This is a genomic window from Nitrosomonas marina, assembly GCF_900111605.1.
GTDB lineage: Bacteria > Pseudomonadota > Gammaproteobacteria > Burkholderiales > Nitrosomonadaceae > Nitrosomonas > Nitrosomonas marina_A.
The window spans coordinates 1-25,303 of the sequence record NZ_FOIA01000003.1 but is presented as its reverse complement, the minus strand read 5'-3'; the positions used below and the strand labels follow the sequence as shown (position 1 = coordinate 25,303).

The 25,303-nt window shown below is 46.0% G+C and carries 17 protein-coding genes; 2 read left to right on the top strand and 15 right to left on the bottom strand.

What is annotated here, in order from left to right:
* Positions 1 to 47: 47 nt before the first annotated feature.
* The 6 genes from BMY62_RS01985 to BMY62_RS01960 form a co-directional block, all read right to left on the bottom strand.
* Positions 48 to 2,426 (bottom strand): GspE/PulE family protein, encoded by a 2,379-nt coding sequence (locus BMY62_RS01985; protein WP_371264061.1) that lies wholly within the window; start codon positions 2,424 to 2,426, stop codon positions 48 to 50.
* 19 nt (positions 2,427 to 2,445) lie between these two features.
* Entirely contained in the window at positions 2,446 to 3,210 is a 765-nt protein-coding gene (locus tag BMY62_RS01980; protein WP_090655847.1) for a 3',5'-cyclic-nucleotide phosphodiesterase, read from the bottom strand.
* Positions 3,211 to 3,231: 21 nt separating this feature from the next.
* Complete coding sequence (locus BMY62_RS01975; protein WP_090655842.1) at positions 3,232 to 3,657, bottom strand: universal stress protein; 426 nt, start codon at positions 3,655 to 3,657, stop codon at positions 3,232 to 3,234.
* Between the two features lie 40 nt (positions 3,658 to 3,697).
* Complete coding sequence (locus tag BMY62_RS01970; RefSeq protein WP_090655841.1) at positions 3,698 to 4,423, bottom strand: TerC family protein; 726 nt, start codon at positions 4,421 to 4,423, stop codon at positions 3,698 to 3,700.
* An 85-nt stretch (positions 4,424 to 4,508) separates the two neighbouring features.
* Entirely contained in the window at positions 4,509 to 5,687 is a 1,179-nt protein-coding gene (locus BMY62_RS01965) for a patatin-like phospholipase family protein (RefSeq protein ID WP_256207391.1), read from the bottom strand.
* 1 nt (position 5,688) lies between these two features.
* Positions 5,689 to 5,928, bottom strand: a complete 240-nt coding sequence (locus tag BMY62_RS01960) for a hypothetical protein (protein ID WP_090655838.1) — start codon at positions 5,926 to 5,928, stop codon at positions 5,689 to 5,691.
* A 141-nt stretch (positions 5,929 to 6,069) separates the two neighbouring features.
* Between BMY62_RS01960 and pip the strand changes: the two genes are divergently transcribed.
* Complete coding sequence (gene pip / locus BMY62_RS01955) at positions 6,070 to 7,044, top strand: prolyl aminopeptidase (RefSeq protein WP_090655835.1); 975 nt, start codon at positions 6,070 to 6,072, stop codon at positions 7,042 to 7,044.
* Positions 7,045 to 7,183: 139 nt separating this feature from the next.
* Here pip and BMY62_RS01950 read toward each other — a convergent pair whose 3' ends face one another.
* The 9 genes from BMY62_RS01950 to BMY62_RS01910 all read right to left on the bottom strand — a co-directional run bounded on the left by BMY62_RS01950 (position 7,184) and on the right by BMY62_RS01910 (position 21,953).
* Positions 7,184 to 8,266 carry a carboxysome shell carbonic anhydrase gene (locus tag BMY62_RS01950; protein WP_090655833.1) on the bottom strand — a complete coding sequence of 361 codons (1,083 nt, stop codon included), beginning with the start codon at positions 8,264 to 8,266 and terminating at the stop codon, positions 7,184 to 7,186.
* Positions 8,267 to 8,291: 25 nt separating this feature from the next.
* The gene (locus BMY62_RS01945) at positions 8,292 to 9,797 is read right to left on the bottom strand and encodes a complex I subunit 4 family protein (RefSeq protein ID WP_090655830.1); all 1,506 of its coding nucleotides are present in this window, start codon (positions 9,795 to 9,797) and stop codon (positions 8,292 to 8,294) included.
* Between the two features lies 1 nt (position 9,798).
* Positions 9,799 to 11,388, bottom strand: a complete 1,590-nt coding sequence (locus BMY62_RS01940; RefSeq protein ID WP_090655826.1) for a complex I subunit 4 family protein — start codon at positions 11,386 to 11,388, stop codon at positions 9,799 to 9,801.
* Positions 11,389 to 11,395: 7 nt separating this feature from the next.
* A complete protein-coding gene (locus tag BMY62_RS01935) occupies positions 11,396 to 12,964 on the bottom strand; it encodes an NADH-quinone oxidoreductase subunit 5 family protein (RefSeq protein WP_090655823.1) in 1,569 nt (522 codons plus the stop codon).
* A 1-nt stretch (position 12,965) separates the two neighbouring features.
* Positions 12,966 to 16,238, bottom strand: coding sequence for a DUF2309 domain-containing protein (locus BMY62_RS01930; protein ID WP_090656149.1), 3,273 nt, complete (start codon positions 16,236 to 16,238; stop codon positions 12,966 to 12,968).
* 11 nt (positions 16,239 to 16,249) lie between these two features.
* Positions 16,250 to 17,722: a complex I subunit 4 family protein gene (locus BMY62_RS01925; RefSeq protein WP_090655820.1), complete on the bottom strand. Its 1,473-nt coding sequence runs from the start codon at positions 17,720 to 17,722 to the stop codon at positions 16,250 to 16,252.
* Between the two features lie 420 nt (positions 17,723 to 18,142).
* Complete coding sequence (locus tag BMY62_RS01920) at positions 18,143 to 18,550, bottom strand: universal stress protein (RefSeq protein ID WP_090655818.1); 408 nt, start codon at positions 18,548 to 18,550, stop codon at positions 18,143 to 18,145.
* 131 nt (positions 18,551 to 18,681) lie between these two features.
* On the bottom strand, positions 18,682 to 20,055 hold the full coding sequence (locus BMY62_RS01915) for a SulP family inorganic anion transporter (RefSeq protein ID WP_090655815.1): 1,374 nt from the start codon (positions 20,053 to 20,055) through the stop codon (positions 18,682 to 18,684).
* 371 nt (positions 20,056 to 20,426) lie between these two features.
* Positions 20,427 to 21,953 (bottom strand): carboxypeptidase M32, encoded by a 1,527-nt coding sequence (locus BMY62_RS01910; protein ID WP_256207390.1) that lies wholly within the window; start codon positions 21,951 to 21,953, stop codon positions 20,427 to 20,429.
* Between the two features lie 582 nt (positions 21,954 to 22,535).
* Here BMY62_RS01910 and BMY62_RS01905 point away from each other — a divergent pair.
* The coding region (locus tag BMY62_RS01905) for an HzsA-related protein (protein ID WP_090655810.1) at positions 22,536 to 25,303 on the top strand (2,768 nt) is incomplete at its 3' end.

Here is a 25,303-nt window from a genome sequence, read left to right as displayed (position 1 = left end):
TTCCTGTTGACTCTAAAAAACGACGATTCGTCCCACCGGCACTCCGGCTATTTGATACAAACAAGCCGTACCTGATGAATATCGGTAATACCCTGCAACACCTTCTCAATTCCATCCTGTTTCAAAGTCCGCATACCCTCGTTCAATGCGGTCACCAGCATCTCCGCAACCCTCGCCCGCTCCTGGATATTTTTTTTCAGTGCATCCGATGCAGTCAACAGTTCATGCAGACCAACACGCCCGCTATAACCTGTTCCGGCACAGTCTTCGCAGCCTACCGATTTATACAGAGTAATCTGCCCCTGCTCGTCTCCATATTGCTTTTTCCAGTTTGCCAGTATATCTTCGTAGGCTTTTTCAGCATCCGCTTTGAAATGATCAATATGCCGCAATTCCTCGCAGTACTCGGTTAACAGCGATCTGATTTCGCGGTCGCTGACTGTATAAGCTTCTTTACACTTTTTACACAGACGTTTGGCCAGACGTTGTGCAAGTACGCCAAGCAAAGCATCGGCAAAGTTAAACGGGTCCATGCCCATATCAAGCAATCGGATCACCGATTCAGGTGCGCTGTTGGTGTGCAATGTTGCAAAAACCAGATGGCCGGTCAGAGAAGCCTCGATACCAATGCTGGTTGTCTCCTTGTCGCGCATCTCACCCACCATGATGATATCGGGATCAGCTCGTAAAAAAGATTTCATGACAACCGGGAATGTCAGGCCCGCCTTGGGATTCATTTGTACCTGACGCAGGCCTTTCTGCGTAATTTCAACCGGATCCTCGGCTGTCCAGATTTTGGTCTCCGCCCGGTTAAGATGTTTCAGGATGGAATGCAGTGTAGTCGTTTTACCAGATCCAGTCGGACCACAAACAAAAAACAGGCCATAAGGCTTGCTGATAATACTTTTCAGCTCATTCAAATTGTGCGGTGTGAAGCCCATTTTATCGAGTGGTATCGGTTCTCCGGCTGCCAGAATACGCATCACGACATCTTCTATTCCGCCTGCCGATGGAATGGTTGCCACCCTGAGTTCAATATCCAGTGGTGCAAATCTTCTAAACTTGATCTTTCCATCCTGTGGGCGGCGCTTTTCCGAAATATCCAGATCACACATTATCTTGATACGGGTGACCAAAGGATTCCGCAAACTGGCAGGCACCTCAATATAAGGCATCAACGAGCCATCTTTACGGAACCGGATTTTAGTTTTCTCTTTTCCTGGATACGGTTCAACATGAATATCTGAAACGCCCATTTTGTATGCATCGATAATAATTTTGTTGACCAGCTTGACCAGTTCGTTATCCGAAGCGGCCGAAGTCTCATCAATTTCCTGCAATTCATCAGTTTCGTCTTCCAGGCCAACCAGCATGTCGTTAATGTCGCCGGTATCAATATCCTCTGAACCGCCACCGTAAAACAGATCAACAGTCTGCTTGAATTCACGTTTGGTTGTAACTGTATAAATAACTTTATACTTGGGAAAGATATTGTTAACAATCCGAAGCGACCTTATCCGGTCCGGATCCAGCGTCATTACAACCAGTCCGTCTTTGCTGTCATCAATCGGCAGCCATGCATTCGTTTGAACGTACTCTCTCTTGAGATTACGTAACAAATCGATCGGCTTTACACGGTCAGCTTTAAAAGACTCATACTTTACGTCGAAAAATGACGCCAGCGCCTGACCGATCAAAGGTACGGCTATTTGAAATTCATCAATCAGTACATCTTCCAGGTCGCAGCTTTTTTTTCGCGCTGACCGTGTCGCAAGCTCAAATTCACCGGCAGAAATAACCGCGTCCATAACCAGGTGATCATATTTTGATTTTAGCAGCTTGAATGATTTTTGACGCTGTTTCAAGGCGATGGCCAGTGTTCTGGTAATCTCCTCGGCACCGTCGACAATCATTGGCGTGAAGGGTTTGTCGTCTTTACTATTGATAACCTGAATGACACCAATCAATGCTTGGTCTTCTGCATTCAAAATTGGCGCCACAAGCATTTGCTTGGTTCGGTAGCCGGTACGTTTGTCAACGTCCTGTAGAAAAGTCAGTTTCTCATTCAGCGACTTTAATTCGCGCTTATTGTAAACATCTTCAATATTGATCGTTTTTTTTTGCAGTCCTACAAAGCCTGCAACACTGTGTTCGTTAATCGCAAGCTTCAAATCCTGAAACGAGTCGAGACCGGTTTTTACTCTGGAAGACAGGAAGGTATTATCTTCACTGATCGTGTATATGGTCAATCGATCAGCGTTGAATAAACTGCAAATGTCCTTGCTGACCTCCAGCATGATCTCATCGATGTCAGTAGCAGCATGAATTTTATTGGTAACATCCTGCAGTTTTTTTGAAAAGGTCAAGCGATTGCTGATGTCGGCGGATTCCTCATCGGCAGGTTTGATTGCGATCATTGTATTCATTCAATTCTCTCCACGAAACTCAAAAATCGAATATTTGATTCTTCAGTAATCTGCGCGGGTTAAACTTTCCGGCACATGCCTGTATCTCTCGCATGGTCAATTCATCTTCACCCTGCTTTAAATGCGTAACATAGATATCTGCATGAAATTTCAGCTTTTCCAGTTCGGCACACAATAGACTCGGGCACAGATGCTTAGATCGTATGGCGATATCGCGCTTCGCTTCACAAAATGCAGCCTCGATAATCAGATATTTCAAATTTTCAATAGTATTTACGACAGACCAGAGCGCATCATTAGTGGTCGTATCTCCTGTGAACACCAGGCTGGACCGGCCTGAATTAACCTGAAAACCGACTGCTGGTACTACATGGTTGGCAGGCAACGGTGTTATCATTCGGCCATCCAGATCAATCACTTCACCCTCTGCAATAATTTCATATTGCATGTATGGAGCTTCCATATTCGGAATTTTTGTAAAATCCGGCCACACCAGCCAATTAAACATGTGATTCTGTAAAATATTGACCGTTTCTCGGGTTGCATAAACAATAACCGGTTTTGTTCGCAGAAATCCTACGGTATCAACCAAGAATGGAATAAATGCAATATGATCCAAATGAGAATGCGTTACAAATATGTGATCTATCTGAACCAATTCATCCAGCTTTAAATTTCCAATACCGGTACCCGCATCGATCAAAACATCGGAATCGACCAGTAATGATGTCGTATCCGAATCACTACCGATACCTCCGCTGCATCCTAGTACCCTCAGCTTCACATCTTGCTCCGCATGATTACACTATTTAACAAGTATTACCGGTGTTGAAGACAACTGTATCACCTTGCTCACCACCGAACCCAATAACAGATTTTTAATGACGCCGTGACCACGCGCGCTGATAATAACCAGGTCACAGTTTAAATTTGCCGCGAACTGTTCAATCATCATGGCCGGATCACCAATCGTAATATGATAGCTGTACTTAATCTGTTCTTGATCGAGTAATTGAGCTGCTTTTTGCAAGCATTTCATCCCTTCCTCCTGGTGATACTGCTTGATGTCATCCTGAGGAATAAATAAAGATACGTTCCCGTCCAGCGGGAATTGCACATTCAACAAATGAATTTCCGGTGCAGCTTTATACCAGTCCATCATTTCAACCATTTTTTTTACTGCTTTGCTGGAGTTATCGGATCCGTCAATTGGCAACAAAATTTTCAACATTGTTCAAGGTCCCCGTTAAAGTCCAAGAAAAAGATCGTTTCTAGCGTGTTCGCTTCGGTTTATCACCCAGATCCACCACCGGTTCTATTCTGCTGTGCGCATGTGCAGCCAGCCGCTTTCCGGTAATTATCACAATCAATACAGTCGCAACAGGAATCAGCCATTGAAGGAAAGCAGCATTATGGATTATCCAGTCCTGAGTAACCGTATCGGTAACCGCCATATCTCCGGCAATCCAGCCCAATAAAGCGGCACCAATTACTATTGTGATCGGATATCTGTCCATGAGTTTCAGGACAAGTTTACTGCCCCAGACGATGATTGGTACGCTGAAAACAAGCCCAAAGATAACCAAAGTCATGCTGTCCTTGGCAGCCCCTGCGATCGCGATGACATTATCGAGACTCATTACAGCATCAGCGATAATAATGGTTTTAATAGCGCCAATCAGTGTCGTACTTGCAGCAACTTCATGGCCATCGCCAGCCGGTTCCGGTTGAAGCAATTTGATACCGATCCAGATCAATAAACAGGCTCCAGCAATTTTCAAGTAAGGTACTGTCAAAAGACTCAAAGCAAAAAAAATCAAAATGACGCGCAAAGCTATTGCTCCGACGACACCCCAGAAAATTCCAAGATTACGCTGTTTTTCTGGTAATCGACGGCAAGCCAGAGCGATGACTACCGCGTTGTCTCCGCCCAGAACGATATCAATTGCAATAATCTGTACTACCGCCACCCAAAATTGAGGACTATCAAATCCCATTCGACTTCGCCTTTACCCTTTACCCTTTACATCAATCAGAAGTAACAGACGCATACATATGAAATGCGCCTTGTTCAACAACAAATTATTGACATTGAATGAAATGCAGAATGTCATCTTTTTGTTGCATTGCATCATTCCAACCCAGTTCAATTAAAGCCCGGCAAAATGACGCTTCAAACAAAACATAACTTAACAGTGTTGAACCATTCGGATTCATTGCACCCACAGCGCGGTAAAGTGAGCGCATTGTCAGCGGCAATGACTGTGCAAACTGTTGAGCAATTTCGTTAATTTCAATACTCGGCGATATCATCATGGAATCAATCGAGCGCAATGTAATTTTCTTTTCCTGGTGGGCTTCATACGGCACTAGTTTTAATGTTTCATTAATCCGCCGTAAACGTTCGAGATCCACGTCAAGGCTGTCAACAAAAATGCTATTCATGGCATGACCGGCAATCTGTGCCAGCGAAGGATAATCGGAGGCGCTCACGCGTCCGGGCAGCTCTCTTGCTACCTTATGCACGCCCAGAATCAATACTTTTTCCGCACCCAGATGAAGCGCCGGACTAATCGGTGTCAACTGGCGCATTGATCCATCTCCAAAAAATTCACGGTTTAATTTCATCGGCGGAAAAAGAAACGGGATTGCCGAAGAGGCCATCAGGTGGTTCGCACGTATTTGTGTTGATACACCAACGCGTTGTGCACGTTTCCAGGGTCTGATTTCATGTGCAGCTTGATAGAATGTCACCGATTGGCCGGAAGTATACCCCCAGGCTGTAATTCCTAATGCATGCAAAGATCCTGAGCGGATGCAATGTTGAAGCATTCGAAAAGGTATTTTGCGTAATAAGAGTGACTCCAGCGGTGAATTATCCAGCAGAGATATTGCTCTATGCCGTCCGTACTCATGTGAAAACAGCGATATACAACATCGTATAGTATTTCTCAGTACACCTGCCAGATCAGCACGATAAACATGTCCCACGTGAAAATTGGCCCATACCTCCTCCAGCTGGCGCACGCCCTCTTGAAATTCATTTGCAGCCACAGCCAAACTTGCAGCATTTATTGCGCCCGCCGATGTTCCACATATCACGGGAAACGGATTCGGTGCTTTATCGGGCAACATTTCGGCAATTGCGCGCAACACCCCTACCTGATAGGCAGCCCGCGCACCACCCCCGGTCAGAACCAGGCCGATTTTTGGTTTATCATTATCAAGCTTCTGTTTCTTGTAAATCGTTCGTGATGACAAATTACGCCTTTATTTTTTCCAGTGCATCCTGCAAAGTATCCTCACTTAACTGATTCAACGACTTCGCTAATCTTTCGGCCGTTTCGCATGCCTCCTCAGGCAGCTTTCGGCTATCCAGGCAGGCAATAAATTTCGCAGCGGCACCGACTGTTTTCAATAAACTCTGACGCTCTACCATCAACATCTCGATTTCGGCACGCAACAGTGAAACGTCCTGTTCTCTTAAAATTGTATGATGCATGATATTACCCTTTATTTATAGATGCAGTTAAAATATGACAATAAATATATCAGAACGTTAAATCATTAAAATTTTGAACTCTGTGCTATTTGTCACCTTTTTCGTATACTTTTCCCCGACACTGACTGAATTTTAGACATTATGCAAAACAGCAGCGCATTCCAGTTATTTCCGAAGATAGAACCGTATCAACAAGGCATGTTATCAGTGGATTCGATCCATACAATCTACTGGGAACAATCAGGCAATCCCGATGGAACGCCCGTTGTATTTTTACATGGCGGCCCCGGTGCCGGTTCTACGCCCGCCCACCGCCGTTTTTTTGATCCATCCTATTACAGAATCGTTGTATTCGACCAGCGCGGATCCGGGCGTTCAACCCCTTTGGGAGAAATACGCAACAATACAACACCGCTCCTGGTCGACGATCTTGAGCTACTGAGACAGCATCTTGGTATCGAGAAATGGGTAGTATTTGGAGGGTCCTGGGGCAGTACGCTGGCGCTAGCATATGGTGAAACCCACCCGGAACGTTGTTTGGGAATGATTCTGCGGGGTATCTTTTTATGTCGAAAACAGGAAATTGACTGGTTTTTGTACGGACTGAAAAACTTTTTCCCGGAAGCGTGGCAGAACTTTGTTGCCACATTGAGTGAAACGGAACGCAGTGACATTCTTTCCGCTTATTATCAGCGTTTGATAAACCCTGATCCTGCCGTTCATATGCCCGCCGCGCGCAGCTGGAGCATTTATGAGGGATCATGCTCCACACTGCTGCCAAGCTTGGAAACTGTGAATTATTTTGCCCAGGACACGGTAGCGCTGGGACTGGCACGCATGGAAGCGCATTATTTCAGTCACGATATTTTCCTGCCGGAGAATGCATTACTGGACAATGTCTATAAATTGCACGAAATTCCAGCGACCATTGTTCAAGGTCGCTATGACGCCGTGTGTCCGATTATCAGCGCAAATGATTTACATGAGAAATGGCCACAGGCCGAATACAGGATTATCGACAACGCCGGTCATTCGGTTTGGGAGCCGGGGATATTATCTGCGTTAATAGAGACAACCGAACGGTTTAAACAAATTCTGTCATCACCCAGGTCGTGATCCCAAAAGCGATCAGATTATATTGTTTCCTTGGCGATTCAATACTACCAGGAAATTCTGCCGTCCAAATATAAAAAAAACCCATGGAAAACCTGTATTTTCCATGGGGATTGTCAAATTTCGTTAAATATGTCAGTAACTAAGCAATCTTTTTCTTCTTGACAGGTGCAGCATCCAGTCGCTCGATCACTTCGAATTTCCGGGTATCCATATCGGTGAATCCTGTCAGTACCTGCAAGTGTGGTAACAAATCCGGCACCTTCGCCTTGATAATATCCTGTGCGAATTTACTGAGGAAAAGCGCTTTTTCTCTGGCCAGATGGTATTCTGGTCCTGCTTCGTCACGAAACGCCGCTGAAGTCAGCAAAACAATACCGTTCGGGTCGACACGGCCGTCATCAATATTTCCCTTAAGCAATTTGGCAGCAGTTTCAATGGCAACTGACAAATGCGGATCAAAAGGGCCTACGATAAAAGCAGTATTTATGGCGTGCAGCCAGTCAAATCCTCGTCCTATACCCAGAACCCATTCCTTGTGCTCGGCATCAGCAATTGGCCTGTTTGAAGCACGCACTTCAGCTATGTGTCTGATGTTACCACGAACGAGCGGTATCATATCCCGTATGATCCTTTCCGTCATGGACGGGTAAAGCGAAGATAACAATTCCTCTAATTCAATTTGCGAAGATTGCTTAATCTTGGCCAGGTCGACTACGGTGCCGTCATCCTCACCATGCAGGATCAGCGCCTCCAGGTCTGTTTCTATGCCACAGACAATAGGCACCACTGCACCTTTTCCATATACATTGAGAAACTGGTTTTTCAGTTTAATCGCGGCGTCTCTGGCAGCACCTGTATCGTAATTGAAACCACGGCAACCACGATGCGCATCACCCCGGGCATAATGATAAGTCACGAAAACCAGGCAATGTCTTCCACGACCAATTGAATATTGCACCCATTGATCAATGATAGTCTGGAAAAAAGGCCAGCCCAAATCGAATTTGCCACCCAGATTACGAAAAGGCTGAATAATTCCCAGCGCAGTCTGCGTCATGACAGGCAAATGCAGTCTTCCGTCCATACACTTTAGCGCGGCAATTTCAGTGGGATGTTCTCCCCGGTATCTCCGACGCTCTGATGATAAATCCATGAATGCCTGCGAGTGACGCGCATTCAAATCAAGTAGATAATCTATACCTGTATTATTTGTATCAGTCATTTTTCCATCCTAAGTATTAAAAAATTTAAGGCGATTGAATTGTTAATCTCGACAGCCATGCATCAGAAGCAGCCTGATTGATATTAAGTATATACTCAGGAAACAGTCCGAATATCAAAGCCAGCAAAGCAGGTATAAAGAGCAAAGCCAGCTCTCTGGATTTGATATCTATAACCTGCTCTATGTCTTTATGGACAACAGGACCTAAAAAAGCCTTTCGGGTATACGACAGCATATATGCAGCACTTAAAATCGCACCGGATAATGCTGCAAACCCAAGAATCGAATGCGTATTGAGTGCACCAATGATCATTAACAATTCAGCCGGGAAACCACTGGTCCCTGGCAACCCGATACTCGACAACATAAATAAAAAGTAAAAAAAAGTTAATTTAGGCATTACCTTAGCAAGCCCACCCAAATGAATCGTTTCAGTACTTCCAATTCTATGATGGATAAAGCCTGCAATCAACATTAACGAACTGGCTATAAAGGTAAAGTTTAACAGCTGAAAGATAGCCCCCTGAAAACCTTGAGCCGTTAATGAGGCAATACCAACAATTACCAAACCCACATGGCTAACACTAGCATAAGCCAGTAGCCGGCGTAAATTAGTTTGTTGCAACGCGATCAGAGCAGCATAAATCAGCGTCACCGCACCTATTACACTGAGCAACCAACTGAAGTCGACAGCTGCCGCAGGTGCCAGCGGCATAGCAAATCTCAAAATACCGTAAACGCCCAGCTTTAAACCAACCAATAATGCAACTATATGCGTAGGTCCCTCCATGGCCGCTGTGGGCATCCAAGTGTGTAATGGAACCAGCGGTGCTTTAATTGCAAATCCAAATAACAAGAGCAGAAACACAATTGCCTGCAAATTATCAGGCAGTGGCGTATCCAGCAATACCGGCAGACTGAATGAGAGTTCCTGCGGAATCAGACCTTCGACATAATACGCATGATTTGAAGCCAGCAGTATAAATGCCAGCAGAATCGGTACGCCTCCCCCAATCATATATAACAGGTATTTCATTGCCGCGCTTCTTCGTTGTGACCCGATCCCCCATAATCCAATCAAGAAGAAAAAAGGTGGCAGCGTCAGTTCCCAGAAAAGGAAAAACAATACTGTATCCAGTGCACAGAATATTCCAAAACTTACACCTTCCAATGCCAGCAACAGTGAGAAATGAAACCGGGGCAAATGTGCCGTTGAATTCCAGACTGCAAGCATCGTAATTAAAGTCAACAATGCTGTCATCGGTAAAAATAAAATTGAAATACCGTCTACGCCGACCAGATACTCAATATTGAGAAGCGGTATCCATTCATAGCGCTCTACTAGCTGGAATCCGCCGTGCTCGGTATCGAATAAAATAAGCGCAAAGATTGATAAAAGCAGCGTCAGTATGGCTACAAAAAGTGCGATATGCTTGGCAATATCGAGACTCCGTATTGAACCGGTCAATATTGCGCCTACCAACGGAATAATGATGATAAAACTTAAAAATGGAAAATCTGCTTCTATCATGTTAATGATCCTTTGTTATAACATGCTGAACAGCCAGCGTCTCCGTTGTCTGAACTACCTCTGAACTGGTATAGACGTCACTGACAACCTGAATATTCTGATCGATAATATCCAGCCACGGTGATGTATGCACCCCGGCTGTTATGAGTATGCCGCAAATAGCGATCGCGATGATCCATTCATTTCTTAACGAAGGCTGTGTACTGCCATACTTTTTAAATTTAAACGGACCTTGATATCGTTTTGGCGATGTAATAAATATTTGCTGAAATGCACGGAGCAGCAGGCCGACAGTCAGTACGTTTCCAATCAGAATCGCAATGGAGACAAGCCATCCCTGGCTTTTGACCGTACCTTCGAGCAATAGGTGGATACCGTCGAAGCCTGGCGTTCCAGGCATTACCATCGTACTTAATGCACTGACTACAAATAAGACAGCAATAGCAGCGTTGACATCATACATACCACCAAGCCGGGGAATGTACGCGGTATGCGTCCGTTTATAAATCATCCCGAGACTTAAAAACATACCGGCCGCGGCCAGTCCGTAAGTGACTGAAAGCAGTATACTGCCCTCCATACCGTGTTTATTAAAGTCAAACAATCCTATTACCAGCAGGCCGGTCTGACTGATAATGGCAAACGCCAGCAGCCGACGGATATTAATCTGCATCAGTGCCAGCAATGCGCCGTAAAAGATACCGATCAACCCCAATGTAGTAACAAACCATGTCCATTGCTCCGCAACTTCTGGAAGCAGTGGAATCAAAAAACGCATTGCGCCATAGATACCCAGTTTTAAACTTACCAGGAAAATACTGACACTTGCCACGGTACCCTGTTCAGCCAACACGGGCAGCCATCCATGAAACGGAAAAAGCGGCATGCGTATGGCAAAACCAAAAAACAGCAGGAAAAAGATTAAGGTTGCATATTCGAGCTTGACGTCATTTTCTTTCAATACCAGCCAATCGAACGACAGCACATCGGTAGTTATCATAATGCCAAAACCCAACATCAGAAACCCGGCCAGCACCATAAACAGCCCGCTTCCCCAGTGCTGTAAAAGCAGCGCAACAACCCAGCGGCGATTCTGTCCCGACCCGGCCCTGAGCGTCATCAAAACAACCGGGATCAGCTCTAGAAAACACCAGAACCAGAACTGCATCGCATTCATTGCAGTAAATGCACCAATTAAAATACCCTGGTAACCCAACATACAAGCAATATGTATTTTGTCGGACACACGCCGGGTCGTCAGCGTGTAAATCATTGCCAGCACAGCCAATACGGCGGTTACCACCACAAAGAGTATGCTGGTGCCGTCAACACCAACACTATAAGTCAATCCAGAAAGCTGGTATTTTTCGTAGAATTGAATACCTACCACCTGTGCTGGGTCAAAGGTATTCAGCATATACAAACTGAACAATAACGTCAGTACCGCGCCTCCAATACCCAATCGCAACGCAACACCAGGCTGGGAGGTTATGATTACCAGCACCATGGTGATCAGTGGAATCAGTGTCAGCACCGACAGAATGGGAAAACCCACTATATCGGTACCTAAAATTATATTCGCATTATCCATGAATCCCTCAAATTGAAGCGGCAAGCATTAACACAATGAAAACAAATAACACCAGATAGCGCGGCTTCAGTATCAGCAGTTCAAAAGTGTTAGCCGCCTGACCGAGTTTTCGTCCCATCGTAACCAGATCCATCCCGATACCCCGAAGAACCAAACGCTCTTCAAACCAGTTCATGATATTTGCAATCCATTCAAGCAACTTACCAACAATGCCTTTACCTTTTACAAATTCAACATGAACTGCTTCCAGTCTATTCTTGTGCGTTTTATTCTCCAGCTGTGTGAGAGTGGTTATAGCAGAAAATGAAGATGCCGGATCACCCATTGCACGGTCTATGATATTTTTGTCAAAACGATCAAGATCGTAACCTAACCCGTTTACAGGTCTCACCAGCGTTCTGTCGGTTATGGGGTCCAGCCAGAATCGTTGCAATGAAGCAATATACAGCCATCTTTTCTTCGCGACTGTTTCAGGCACCGGTTTCATTGGATTGCCATGCACATAATGTAATAGCGATGGAGCGGTAAGGACCTGATAACTTCTTACAATGGCATGCGCACACAAATGCCACATTGCCAGTTCCCATAAACCCAATCCGCATTCGAGAAACATCAGTCCAAGCTGTCCTGAAATGGCAAAGCACAGTGAGCTTTTGACGTCTGTTTGTGTAAGCCCGACAACGAAGCTATAGACTGCGGTCAACAAACCAACCACTACCAGCAGACCCATGGTTAAGGGAGCCTGTTCGATGACCGGGCGCAATAATATAATCAGGAAAATACCTGCGTGTATCATTACGGCGCCATAAAATACTGCACTGGACGGGGTCGGTCCTTCCATCGCACGAGCCAACCAGGGCGTAAACGGCAATTGCGCCGACTTGGCCATAGCAGCAACCACAAAACAAAGACTCATGATAGTCACGGTAGGGGTTGCCATACTTTCCGCCGCACTATTTAAATCAGTCCAGTTGATCGTGTCGCCAAAATAAAAAGCCAGCGCTATGCCAAGAATAAATCCGGTATCACCAATACGATTCGTTACAAATACGCGTGTCGCGTTGATTCCTGCAACAGGGCGATCGTATGCAAAGGATATTAACAAGTAAGAACACAGCCCGGCTATTTCCCAGCCAAAAAAGGTAGCTGCCGCGTTACCCGAAAGTACTAGAAACAGTATTGACGAGGAAAAAAGGCTTAATACAAAAAAGAAACGATGGAATCCAGATTCCTTATGAATATAATTTGTAGAGAAGCGAGTTACGATAACCAGGATGATCGCAAACAAAACAGCGACAATCACGCTAAAGCCTGAGGTGATAAAATTCAGCTCAATTTCAAGATTGCCGCTGTCCAGCCATCGTACTGCTGTCAAACTGCCTTCATTGTGCCCCATAAGATCGGCTACCAGCAGGGCTATCGCGGCTACGCAAGACAGATAAATCGCATTTTTTGCTATATCCGCACTTCTAGCTTCACCCTTTTGACCACTGATCTGGTTGAACAAATGACCAAAGCCGATTATTGCAGCCGCAACAAAAGGCAGCAATGGAATAAAGATGACCAGATAGTCCATGTCAGGCTCCCGTCATATCAGGTTGTTTGATCAGAACCGGCGACAGCGGCACATCGACATCCTGATAATATGCAATCGATGATTCAACCTCCGGTATCGCAATTGCCTCAGGATTCCACGGCACAAAGCCCACACCCCGTTCAAAGCACGATATCTGTCCCGTATCAGGATCGATCGCGCTCAACAACACCCAGCCACCGCCAACAAGCTCCTGAATACTCGGCTGACGTCCGTAGATTTCTCCTAAAACTTCGGTTTTTGCTTCAACCAGAATCTGTAAACGCACTGGCTCGTGTATCTCAACCATCTGTTTGGGCAATCCGGTACGGATATCGCTGCTGGTGCCTTCCATTACACCAAACAATCCTGTTATGTTATGTGGGATCTTGGTACTGCAACCGAAACGTTCGTTATCGATGGTGGAAAAATAATACTCAAGGTTAATTCCCGCACCAACAGGTCCCACTGCAAGCAGAACATTCTCAAGCGCTTTACCTTCTGGATCCTGGGTAGGATCGTAGGAAATCAGAAAGGCGCGTCTGTCGAGAAAGACGCCTTGCGAAATGGAACGTCGCCCAACAATCGCCGAAGCATTCGTTGCGTGGCCATATTCGGGACGAACCTGACTCAGGTCATTCGATCTCAAATGTACATGAGCAATTCCTCCGGAAGGTGTTTTTGGATGTTTTGCTGAGTAAAATCGGCGGCATCGCTCATGCGCAGAAGCATCTCTTGCGCGAATCAGATCAATACGTACCGATTCGAAATGCGACTTAAGACCCTCAGGAATATCCTCGACATCATACCAGGTAATCACGTCGCTGCAGGTATCATGCTCTGCGCCGACAAACCAGGTATCATCAGGTATTTGTATACCTCGTTCGGCGAGTAACCGACGAATAACCGGACGGTTGGCCATTGCAGCAAAAAGCCTGGCATTAGGGCCGCCGCGCTTTCCGCTGCAGGCACCACAATCATGCGCCGCTTCATGGGGATTATTCTGGCTAGTCGAACCATGCGCCATTAAAGAAACGATTTTTGCAAATCCATACGTCAAACCCGTAGCTTTCATGAAAGCTGCAAGACGATCTGCCTGTTCCTGATCATTGAAACCAAGGCGCGGCAGTTCAGGTGTCGCGGGTTTGTCCGGTTCAATCGTATTAAACAGCAATTCAGTTGGCACTTTTTTATCAATTTTTTCACGCATGCGGCTGTTAAATGCCAGAATCTGTTTAGGGACAAAGGTACGCCCGAGCAATCCAATAAAAATGATTGGAGCCAATGCATCAATCATTGCATGGGACAGAATCAGACTGCGTCGTAACGACTGATTCAAAAGATATGCAAGTTTATGATAAAAACCGTGACCTTTCAGATGCGCCTGATAAATTGACTCCGTGCCCTTTCTGGGCACTTCATCGACATTATGAGAAGGCACAACAACAATTGGACACAAGGCTGTGCGATGATGATCATCCAGCCCTTTGTAATTGATCGGCAACCCAAAAAAACCGGCAGCTCCCAGAGTTTCTATTTGTGGGTTTATTTCTTCTAGCTGGCGACGAATACTTTCTTCACGTTCATCAATGCAAAAAACAATTTGTGCATCTGGACGCTGTTCGCGCGTCGCCCATCTGCCACGCTTGAGATTGGCTCGAATCGCATTTAAGAAAGCTTCACGGTAATGATATTCATACGCATAAAGCCAGATCTTGCATCGTTCGGCCGGTGTAAATTTATCCAGCATGGACAACATGCTCAGCAAATCGTTTTTTTGAATCTGTTGTATATCGGCAGCGACTAGTCCCAGATGCTGGCATAATCGAAATAAACGCCAGCCACTGTTAAAAGCAGCATTTTCCTGGTCGCTTTCAACCAATGGACTGAATTGCCAGGTCCAAATCAAATCTGCAAGATTCTGCCATTCCTCCTGCTGTTGACGTTCTGATCCCGTACGCTCTATCAAATCGTTGGCCAGTGTGGTCAGATATTCGGGCAGTTCCCCTTGGTATAAAAATTTTCTGACCATAAACTCAGACAGGTTTTTTCGAAAATAATACTCGATAGTTCCAAGCCGTGCTTCGATTTTCCAGTTATCCTTACAGGCCTGATTTAACCATAAACGGTCGAGTGTCAAGCGTATGGCCAGATAATCCGCAAGATGAATCGGTGCGTTATTTTCGGTTTGATATTCCGGATGATGTTGCCGCCAGTTAATCAGCCCGGACCAGCCAGGCAATTCGAGTGCCAGGCGCCGTAAGTAGCCTTCCCATTTATCTTCCGGTATTTCCATATGGGTTAGTTGCATGATGATGCAATCGACCGGATCTTCAGGCGTTTCACTCACTATGCGCTGCCAGTCAGGCAAGTCATGCAGGAACGGGTTGACATCAAACTGTACGGTTGCGCGCCAGGATGCGTATAGCCCCATTTTACCGCGCTCCGGTAATTGCCAGGCAGCAACGCCTTCATCTAGCACAGATGCACAGATTCGAATCATCTGTGGACGGATGGAATATAAAATATCTATACCGCTCAGTGCCTTAACAAGACCACGCAGTGTAATTTTATCTCCAATCTGGGACAGCAGATCACCAAGCATTACTTCAGCTTCTTTTCGTGTTTTCTGATGCACCGGAATATCTTCGTCACGTGCAAGATTGGTATTTACCTTCTCCAACCATTTTTGTGCTTCTTCTTCCGAAAGATCCAGCATATTTTCCGGATGCAGATCCACCAGTTCAATATCCAGTTTATTTAGAATACTTTCCCACAGCTGTCTTACGACAGTGCGCTGATCACTAGTTTCGGCAAGCAGACGCTGACGGGATGAATCTGATACGTCAGGCTGGATTGTACTCAAGGCATTATTTTCCTCGATTTGCCAGTTAAGCTGACTAATGGAAAGCGTTGGCAGTTCATGCACCATTGCAACCCGGTAGATGTCTTTATTTTTAACAACTGACCTGTTGGTCTGAAATACTATATCTTCCGCCTGCAAATCCTTTTGTTGAGCGAGCACAGCAAAAATATCACCGTCCGTTATTCTGTTCTGTTTATATAGCTCACGGTTTTTCGCTTCGGATAAATATCCGAAGACACCTGTCAATGCTTCGTACTCCGCCAACGCCTGTTCGAATGGAAAATGCTGAAAGCCATGTATAGTATTGTGATGAACAAACTCATGTATGGGACCTTGTCCGGGCAGGACATGGTCCATATGATGGATTGCTTCAATGATACGTTCGCGTGGATCAAGTGATTCTGAGGTCATATGCATCAATCCTATTGAATACTTTGACTGATAAAGTCATTCATCTGGGTAATGGTCGCTACGGACAAATCAATTAGCGGTGAAGGCCACAAACCCATCAACACAATTGCCGCCACAAGAATAATGGCCGCTACCAGTTCATACAGTTTTAAATCTTCAATCTCTCGCATTTGCGGCTTGACCGGTCCTGTGAACAGCATGCCCACTGTCCGCATAGCATAAGCAGCACTGATGAGAATACTCAAACCGAGAAACAGCATGAGATTACCCCATTGCTGATAACCGCCAATCACTGCATGCAGTTCAGCCACAAAGCCGACCGTACCTGGCATACCCATCGCTGCAAATAAGGTAATTGTCATGAAAAAGGCAAAGCGCGGCATCACCTGGACCAAAGAACTGTAGTCGAGAATATTCCGCGTGTGGGTACGTTCATACAGCAAACCGACCAGCAGAAACAGCGCCCCGGCAACCAGTCCATGGGCGGTCATTTGCAGTACGGCCCCGGTCAGACCGGTAAAATTCAGGGTTGCTATACCAAGCAGCACAATACCCATATGACTCACCGAAGAGTACGCCACCATGGCTTTAAGATCGGATTGCCGCCAGGCAAGCACGCCGCCGTATATCATACCGAACAATGCGATGAACAGTAGATAGGGCTGTACAATCAAAGTCGCTTCCGGCAGCATCACAACAACACGGATCAAACCGTAAGCACCCATCTTGAGCAGAATACCCGACAGCAAAATACTGACCGGGCTGGGTGCTTCCACATGCGCCAAAGGCAACCATCCGTGAAGCGGGAAAACGGGCATCTTGACGCCGAAACCTATCAGAAAACCGAGTAATACCCATAGTTGCTCATCTCTTGGCATACTACGAGCAGCCTCGGTCATATCAGCCATCAACGTACCGCCGTGCTCTGGCATATACTGGCTGATCGCCAACAAACTGACCAGCATGAAAATCGAACCGCCCATGGTATATAACACAAAGTTAATACTGGCGACATGACGGCGCGTCCCACCCCAGCGTGCAATGAGAATAAAAAGCGGAATGAGCGTTAATTCCCAGAATATATAGAACAACGACCAATCCTGGGAGAGGAATACGCCCAGCATGCCCAGTTCAAGCAGCAAGACGCTTATATAGTAACTTTTGATATTATGAACGACGCTGAAGGACGCAAGTAACGCAATCAGGGTCAGCATGGCTGCCAGAACAACCATTGGCAAAGACAGCCCGTCTACACCCAAAGCGAAAGCCGAATTAAAGTTCGGATTGTAGATAAACTGTTCGTAGTACTGTATATCGCCGTATAGCTGGTTGTAGTCGACAACAAGCCAACAGCTGAATAAAAATACTACAGTCGCAAAAAGATTCGCAGTAAAGCGAATCTGACTGGCATTACCGCCCGGCAGGATTGCCAGAACAAGTATACCTAAAAGCGGCGTCAATAATAGTGTACTGAGTATCCCCATTATATCAATTTAACCTTCTTACTTAAAAAAGCAATTACTCAGTTAAAGAAATAATGAGGACTGAACATGTTCAGCACATGTTCAATGTACACCGCATTTTAAAACGCGATAGTCTATTTTAACCCGGCAATCCAACCAAACTCGTCAGCATTGACTTACGCCCCATCTACATGAAAAAAATGATAACTGATCTATCAGCCAACGGAACAAACCTCCTGATTCTGGCCAGACCACTTGCATTTGTTAACAAGTAAAACACTGCTTATTTTCACGAGAGAGCAATAACCGTGTTTGTTGTACATCTGTGCTCCAACGCCCTGTTTCAAAGAAACAGCTGAATTCACTTTGAACGTTATGCACGACATTTTCTTATTTCTTTTATGAGCTAATTACTATATCAACAAGTGAATATTCAGCTCTTTATTTTTGTGGACGTACCAGCAATATGGAAGACTCCACAAGACTTACCAACTGTTCTGCCACGGAGCCGACAACGAAACGCTCCAGGCCCCTGCGGTTGGCAGTGCCTACCACCAGCAAATCCGCACCCCAATCTTTCACCGCATCTCCGATGGCATCTGAGATTCCATTCGTGCCGTATGCAATATTTGCCTCCAGCAAACGGGTTTCAATACTCAATGCGTTGACCGATTCCTCTGATTTTTCCAATAGAGCTTGGCCTGCCGCTTTGTCAGCAGCTTCCTCACCCGTAATACAGTGCACGATACATAAACCGGCGTTATATGAATTAGCGATATTCTCTGCTTCCTCCAGAGCATTTTGTGCCGTTTCACTGCCATCTATTGCTACCATGATTTTCTTATACATTATGCATCCCTTTTGATCGTATCCTAGGTTTAAAAAGGACAGGCCTTACCTTACAAAATCCATCTAGTCTAGATATGGTCTGGCCCGCCCTTCGTTACTCACGCTAATTAATGAATTTGAAAGATTCTCGATTATTGCAAGTTGCCGCTATCGCGTTTCAGGTTCTCAAAGTAACGCTTGACGACGTCTCTTCCAGGCATGTTGTCATGCTTGGTGTATACCATGTAATGAATTACGGCGTGAGCAATCAATGCAATAATAAGACCCTCGAAGATGCCCAGTTCGAAAACCAGCAGACCTGTTGCAATTGCCAGCATCATTGCATACGGACCGTAGTGCGTTACGTGTACCAGACCGGCAATCATCTTGTAGCCCGAGAACATCATGATCGCTGCCAGAGCAAATTTTGGCAGGTACTCCAGATATTCGGAGTTGAACAAGAAGAATGCGACCACCGAGCCAATGAATACCAGCGAGAATTTGGTATACGCGCCTGCCAGTCTGTTGGTGGTGCTTTTCGCCAGGCCGTCCAGATTGGTCATACCGCCAAAGAAGCTGGAACCCATATTGGCGATCCAGATCGCCAGCAGACTGTTGTTACTGTTACATTTACGCTTCAGCGGATCGATTTTTTCAATCGCGGCGTTACTCATCACCTGCTCGATCACGTCAATCGTCGCCAGCATTGCGCAGAACAGTATCATCAGCACCATCATCATAATGGTCACATCAGCTGCGGGTAATGGAATTCTAAAATAAAGATCGACATCTTCAACCGTAATCATTGGCACCTGTACAAACAGACCCACAAGTGCACCACCAATGATCAATACAAAATACGGTATGGCTGGCTGTATATCCTTGAATTTAGAGAATAAAACAATAAATACTGCCATACCTACCGCCGATATCGCACACATTATTATCCGAGCAGTATTCCAGAACTCTTCGGTAACGGCTGCTTCCGGAATTTCATACGTGAATTCGAAGAATTTCAAGAAGATCTTCAGACCAATTCCGGCCAACAGTCCTTCAACCAGATAAACCGGCACCGCAACCAGTAGATATTTCTGCCAGTTGTAATACCAGCAAACCGCCTGCATCGCAGCCGTCAGGAAAATACAAAAAGCCATGTTTTCCATGCCAAACGAAGCGACACCGAGCGCTAGTGCAGGCGCCAGACCGGCAGCAATACCGGCACTGCCAATGTAGTTACCGGGTCTGAACCAGGCCATCGTCCAGCCAACAAAGCTGGCAAATACGACGGTGGCCAAACCGACTTTAATCGGATAATCGGACATCATCGCGATACCGATCGACAGCGGGATCGCCATAGTACCGGTGATAATACCGGCAAACATATCGCGCATGGCATATTTCGCCTGGAACGCAGCGGCGCCAAAATGTTTGTCAGCTGTCAGTACAACAGATCCATCAGGCGCCAGATTTTCACCGGATGCAGCGGGCGCACCGCTTGACGGATTATTTTCTTTTTCAGAACTCATATAAAACTTTCTCCCCAATTATAATTATCAAACTCATTTCGTTTTACTTTTGACTTGCTTAAATGTGCAGCGAAAATTTAACACAGGGGATGTGAAAAATTCGTGAAGAAAGATTATGGTTTCGAAAATCAAAAAATTTTATTTAATTATCCTATATAATCTGTTTGTAATTAACATGTTATTCATCCTATGAGCACATATATACGGGCGGCTCCGCTATTTCATAAAATAGCCATCCAAATTTTAGTATTTTTATTTTATATATTGAAATTCATAATGTTATATGTTTTATCAATTCAATAAACGCTAAATTCGAAAAAATCCAGATCAGGGTTGTTTTCTGCACAGTTTCTGCATTTTTTATCTACCGGTCAGGCTGAAATCCCTTTGCCATTCAGCCGGTATAATTCTCCATATTTGGCTTCAAGATATTCAATCAAACGCATTCCATTTAGCGGCTCGCCGGTTATCCTGAGCACCAGCTCCCTAGGTGTGTACAGTCTTCCCTGACTGTGTATTTTCTCGTTCAACCAGTGTTTGATTGGTGCAAACTCCCCTGCTGTAATCTTGCTCTCAATATCTCCTAAATCCTTTTGTGCCGCTGCGTAGAATTGACATGCATAAATCGCACCCAACGTATAAGAGGGAAAGTAACCAAATGCACCCGCACTCCAATGTGAATCCTGCAGCACACCCAGCGAATCATTTGGAGGACTAATACCCAGATACGAAACCATTTTTTCGTTCCATACCGCCGGTAGATCTTCGACTGCGATTTTGTCTTCAAACAAATCCTTCTCGATTTCAAAACGCAATATGACATGCAGTGGGTAGGTCAATTCATCCGCTTCCACTCTGATCAACCCGGGCTGACAGGCATTGACGGCCTGATAAAGTGAATCTGCCGTTTTATTCTGAAAATTATCTGGAAAGGTTTTTGAAATCAATTCAAAATAATGGGCGCAGAATACTCTGCTTTGTCCAATCATGCGCTCCCAGAAAAGCGACTGTGATTCATGTATGCCCATCGTTAACGATTCGGAAACCGGCAAATCCTCGTATCCAGGCATACGTCCCTGTTCATACAGTGCATGTCCGGTTTCATGGATGGCGGCATATAATGATTCGATAAAATCCAGCTCGGTATAACGTGTCGTAATACGCACATCTGTCGGATGGCTACCGCCACAAAACGGATGAACCGACACATCCATGCGCCCTTTTTGAAAATCGAATCCGATATCTTTACTGATTATCCGCGCCAGTTCCGCTTGTTTATCGATCGCAAAATAACCTTTTAAGAAGCTGGTATCCGGTTGATAATCATGGCCCCTAATCGAGTCGATCAACGGTATCAGGGCTGTTTTCAACTGATCAAAAATTACGGAAACTTCGGCTGAGGTTGTTCCCCGTTCAAACAGATCCAGATTAGCATCATAAGGTTGCATCTCTGGAAAAGCACAGCTGGCCCATTCTTTCTTAAGCGTCAGAAACTCCTGAATTACTGGAGCAAAACTATCAAATGTATTATCCCGCCGCGCCTGCACCCAAGTGGTCTGGCCACGAGAGCCCAACTCAGCCAATGCTTGTACAAGTCGTTTGGGAATTCGAGTCATTAAATCATACTGACGTCTGGCTTCCAGAATATTGCACCGCTCAATTGCGTTCTCCTGATTACATTTTTCCTGCAACATTTCGAGACATTCGCCCAAAGACGGATGCGTCATACGCTCATGAATGATGCCGGCGAGCGTTGCAATCTGTTTGGAACGTGCCTGTGCTGCACCTGCTGGCATCATAACTTCCTGGTCCCATCCCATCGTACTCATCACACCGTTCAAATGTGAAATTTCCTCCAGTTTCTCAACCAGGCTTTGATAAAGATTATTTTTACTCACAATAATTCCATTATTTAATATAAAAACAGATAATTACGATATTACCACTACACTGTTGTCAAATATTGTGTAATTTTGTCACACGCGCGTCATGAATTACCTGTATACTTACGCCCGTTTTCTTGGGAAAGGATTATCTCGATGTCTTCAACCAGATTTTCAAGATAACAGTGATGGATGTTTCCTAAGAAAAACGCGGAATATTGATTTACAGGCCAAATTTTGACGTTGTCATGCATGAAGTTCACCTACTTGTACTCATTCAATCAATTTACTTCTCATGATCGTTTTATGTATGTAATTTTCTGGCCGCCGTATCCATCGATTTAACCGGCATTCTGCTGATATAACAGTATCGTCTATATTCTGCATGCCAAATATTCAAATTAAAGATTGTATTTGAAATATCTGATTTCTTGTTTTGAACAGGTATATCCATAAAACAAAAAAAGCGTCTTCATTCCGGCGCCAAAAGGTCTGAATGTTCAGGGTGCGAACGTACTGAATAAAAAAAACCACCAGTCAACATAGATCGCAGTTAAGAGTAATTATTATTTACACAAATTAACTCAGGGTTTTGTAATGCGTATAAGAATTAAACTTATTTTTACTATTATCTTATTCTGTCTCTTTGAACTATCTATCGCTTATGCTCAAGAGCCAATTGTCTATTCCAGGTGCAAACGTACGACCGACACTTTTGAACTGACTGCCAATGTCACCATCAATGGTCAATCGCAAACGGTGACAAGAACCATGACCGGTCTCGACATCTACGACATACTGCCGGATGTCACGAATTTTTTCTCGAACTTCAGCGCCCCTTGCGATTTAGTTTATCGCGATCCTAACGGAGTTGAAACTGTCATTTTCGACTGCTCGACCACTTCAACACAATCGAATGCTTGTGCAGCGCTCGATGCGGCGGTTTCTTTTGACGGCAACACAATCGCTTTTTCCGTTTTTCGCGGCAGCCTGGCCAATTACCGCGAACACATCCATTCGCAGGTTGTGCATCCAGACGCAGACCCTGTGGATCTTGGTTACTATGACTTCCCAAACAAACATCTGGTTACGACGGGCGCACATCTGCACTTTTATACCGTCTCAACCAAACAAATACAGGCCATGCCGTTTAATACCGGCGTATACGATTCGGGCCCGGCGTTCATCAGCAATCAGCGCATTGCATTTACTTCGACCAGGGACGACCATACCACTACAGTCGTCTGGGGTACCACCGAATCAAAAAAAGGCACCCGGATCTGGACCGTGGATATCGATGGTAAAAATCCGGACCTGGCCAGTCACCATTCATTGTCACAGGAACAGCACCCGTATATGCTCAGAGACGGCCGCCTGGCCTACTCAAGCTGGCAGATATTCGGCGGCCTGCCGTTTCGCTATTCAAATAATGGCGCTGGTACGCATACCACAATTGATAACCTGTTTCACATTTATGCACAGGATCCTGATGGTGCAGAAAACTTCCCGATCTACGGGCAGCACAGCGGCGATCATGCAAAAAGCTACTTTGGCGCAGACCACAAGGCTGCACACTTTATCACGCAGACATCCGATGACCGAATCTGGTTCGCTGACTACTATCGACAAAACAACAAAGGACTGGGTTATTTAGTTGGTGTCATGCCGGAGCCGAAAGGACAGGAAGGCAAAAGCCCGCATGAAGTTACAAATCATGCTGATTTTTTTGTTCCTCGTGATGCCATTAATTTTGCAGACTGGACACACAGCGATGACACATCATCTTTTACGGTGGGCTGGCTGGGCGTTCAACCGATCTCACACCCCAATTACGCTGACCCGCTACCATTTGCCGGCAAACTCGGTCATCCGGCAGCTTTACCGAATAATGGCCTGATGATGGCATGGGGTAAAGGTGCGTGCAGTGTAGTGGTAAACAATTCGGTTTTTAACGAGCTTGGCAAGCAAGCCCCGCCACTGACCAGTGGTGGCGGTAGCGGTGTTGCGATGAACCTGGTTACCTCACTGGAAATGGATACACCGGGGTGCGACGTCGGGCTCTATCGCGCCACACAGATTCCGTCTCAACACCCGGGCGACCTGGAAATGGTTGTCGATTCAAAAGACTGGCATGAAATCATGGGACGCGCCGTGGTGCCCTACGCCAATATCCATGGTGTCGATCATCCCGACACCATCGAAAGAGCGGATGTACGCACCAGTCATCCAAGCCTGGAAACCGGCACGCCTTTTGGTCTGCTCGGCGCCGCTTCCATTACCGATCGCGAAACCGATCCCAAGCACGGCATTCATTTCATCGGTGAACATCAGTTCAATCTCCAAGGCACCGACACCATTGACTACACCGACGACGATCTGTGCGGCGTACGCATTCTCGGCAATATGCCCAACCGGAACAGAAATGTTGTTAACGAGATTGCCAATATAGCCGGCGAACGCGTAACGATTCTCGGTGAATTTCCGGTATTGAACCGTCATACCGACGGCAGCCGTGCGATTGACGCCAGCGGCCATCCCGATACCAGCTTTCTGGTGCGCATGCCTGCCAACATGCCATACCTCATGCAAGGCATCGATTGTGACGGGCGCACGCTCAACACCGACCAGACCTGGCAAAGTCTGCGCCCCGGCGAACAGAAAACCTGCAACGGTTGTCATGTCCATTCCAGACCGGGACGCACGCAATTCGACACCACTTTTGCCGCACAGTCCGGATATACCATTCCACGACTCGGTGAAGGTACCGTGCCACTGCTAGCCGGCAAATCCGGCAATACCGTGCAAACACGCACGCTGCCCGGTTACGGTATGCGCATCGAGTTTACGCGCGATATCAAGCCCATTTTCGACCAGCACTGCGCTTCCTGTCACAGCGGGAATTCACCTGCGGGCGGACTTTCGCTCAATAACACCGGCGGCGCAAATAACAAGCCCAATACAACCTGGTGGTGCCTGGTCGCCGATAAAAGTCAGAGCTGTGTCGCACCTGACAAGCAAGTTGCAACAGGCGCCGGACCCGCCGGTTTAAGCTTCAGACGCCCGCAGATGACACGCTACCTCCGCGCATTCAATTCCCGCGGCAGTCTGCTCTACTGGAAAGCCGCGAATCAGCGCACCGACAACCGCACCGATGCGCAGTTTTCGGACGATATCGATTTTGGCGCCAACCACCCAACCTCGATTTCCGCCAATGAACTGGCAACATTGTCTCGCTGGATCGATATCGGTGCACCAGGTGGCGGTGCAACTGAACTTTACGATACACAGAAACCGACGCTGCATCTGGCATCGGCCGATAGCGGCAGCGTATCGCAACTGCGCGTCGGCACTGTCGATCTCGGCAG

Coding starts and splice junctions, on each gene's coding strand:
- BMY62_RS01985 (WP_371264061.1), bottom strand. CDS start 2,426: ATGAATACAATGATCGCAATCAAACCTGCCGATGAGGAATCCGCCGAC.
- BMY62_RS01975 (WP_090655842.1), bottom strand. CDS start 3,657: ATGTTGAAAATTTTGTTGCCAATTGACGGATCCGATAACTCCAGCAAA.
- BMY62_RS01970 (WP_090655841.1), bottom strand. CDS start 4,423: ATGGGATTTGATAGTCCTCAATTTTGGGTGGCGGTAGTACAGATTATT.
- BMY62_RS01960 (WP_090655838.1), bottom strand. CDS start 5,928: ATGCATCATACAATTTTAAGAGAACAGGACGTTTCACTGTTGCGTGCC.
- pip (WP_090655835.1), top strand. CDS start 6,070: ATGCAAAACAGCAGCGCATTCCAGTTATTTCCGAAGATAGAACCGTAT.
- BMY62_RS01950 (WP_090655833.1), bottom strand. CDS start 8,266: ATGACTGATACAAATAATACAGGTATAGATTATCTACTTGATTTGAAT.
- BMY62_RS01945 (WP_090655830.1), bottom strand. CDS start 9,797: ATGATAGAAGCAGATTTTCCATTTTTAAGTTTTATCATCATTATTCCG.
- BMY62_RS01940 (WP_090655826.1), bottom strand. CDS start 11,388: ATGGATAATGCGAATATAATTTTAGGTACCGATATAGTGGGTTTTCCC.
- BMY62_RS01935 (WP_090655823.1), bottom strand. CDS start 12,964: ATGGACTATCTGGTCATCTTTATTCCATTGCTGCCTTTTGTTGCGGCT.
- BMY62_RS01930 (WP_090656149.1), bottom strand. CDS start 16,238: ATGACCTCAGAATCACTTGATCCACGCGAACGTATCATTGAAGCAATC.
- BMY62_RS01925 (WP_090655820.1), bottom strand. CDS start 17,722: ATGGGGATACTCAGTACACTATTATTGACGCCGCTTTTAGGTATACTT.
- BMY62_RS01920 (WP_090655818.1), bottom strand. CDS start 18,550: ATGTATAAGAAAATCATGGTAGCAATAGATGGCAGTGAAACGGCACAA.
- BMY62_RS01915 (WP_090655815.1), bottom strand. CDS start 20,055: ATGAGTTCTGAAAAAGAAAATAATCCGTCAAGCGGTGCGCCCGCTGCA.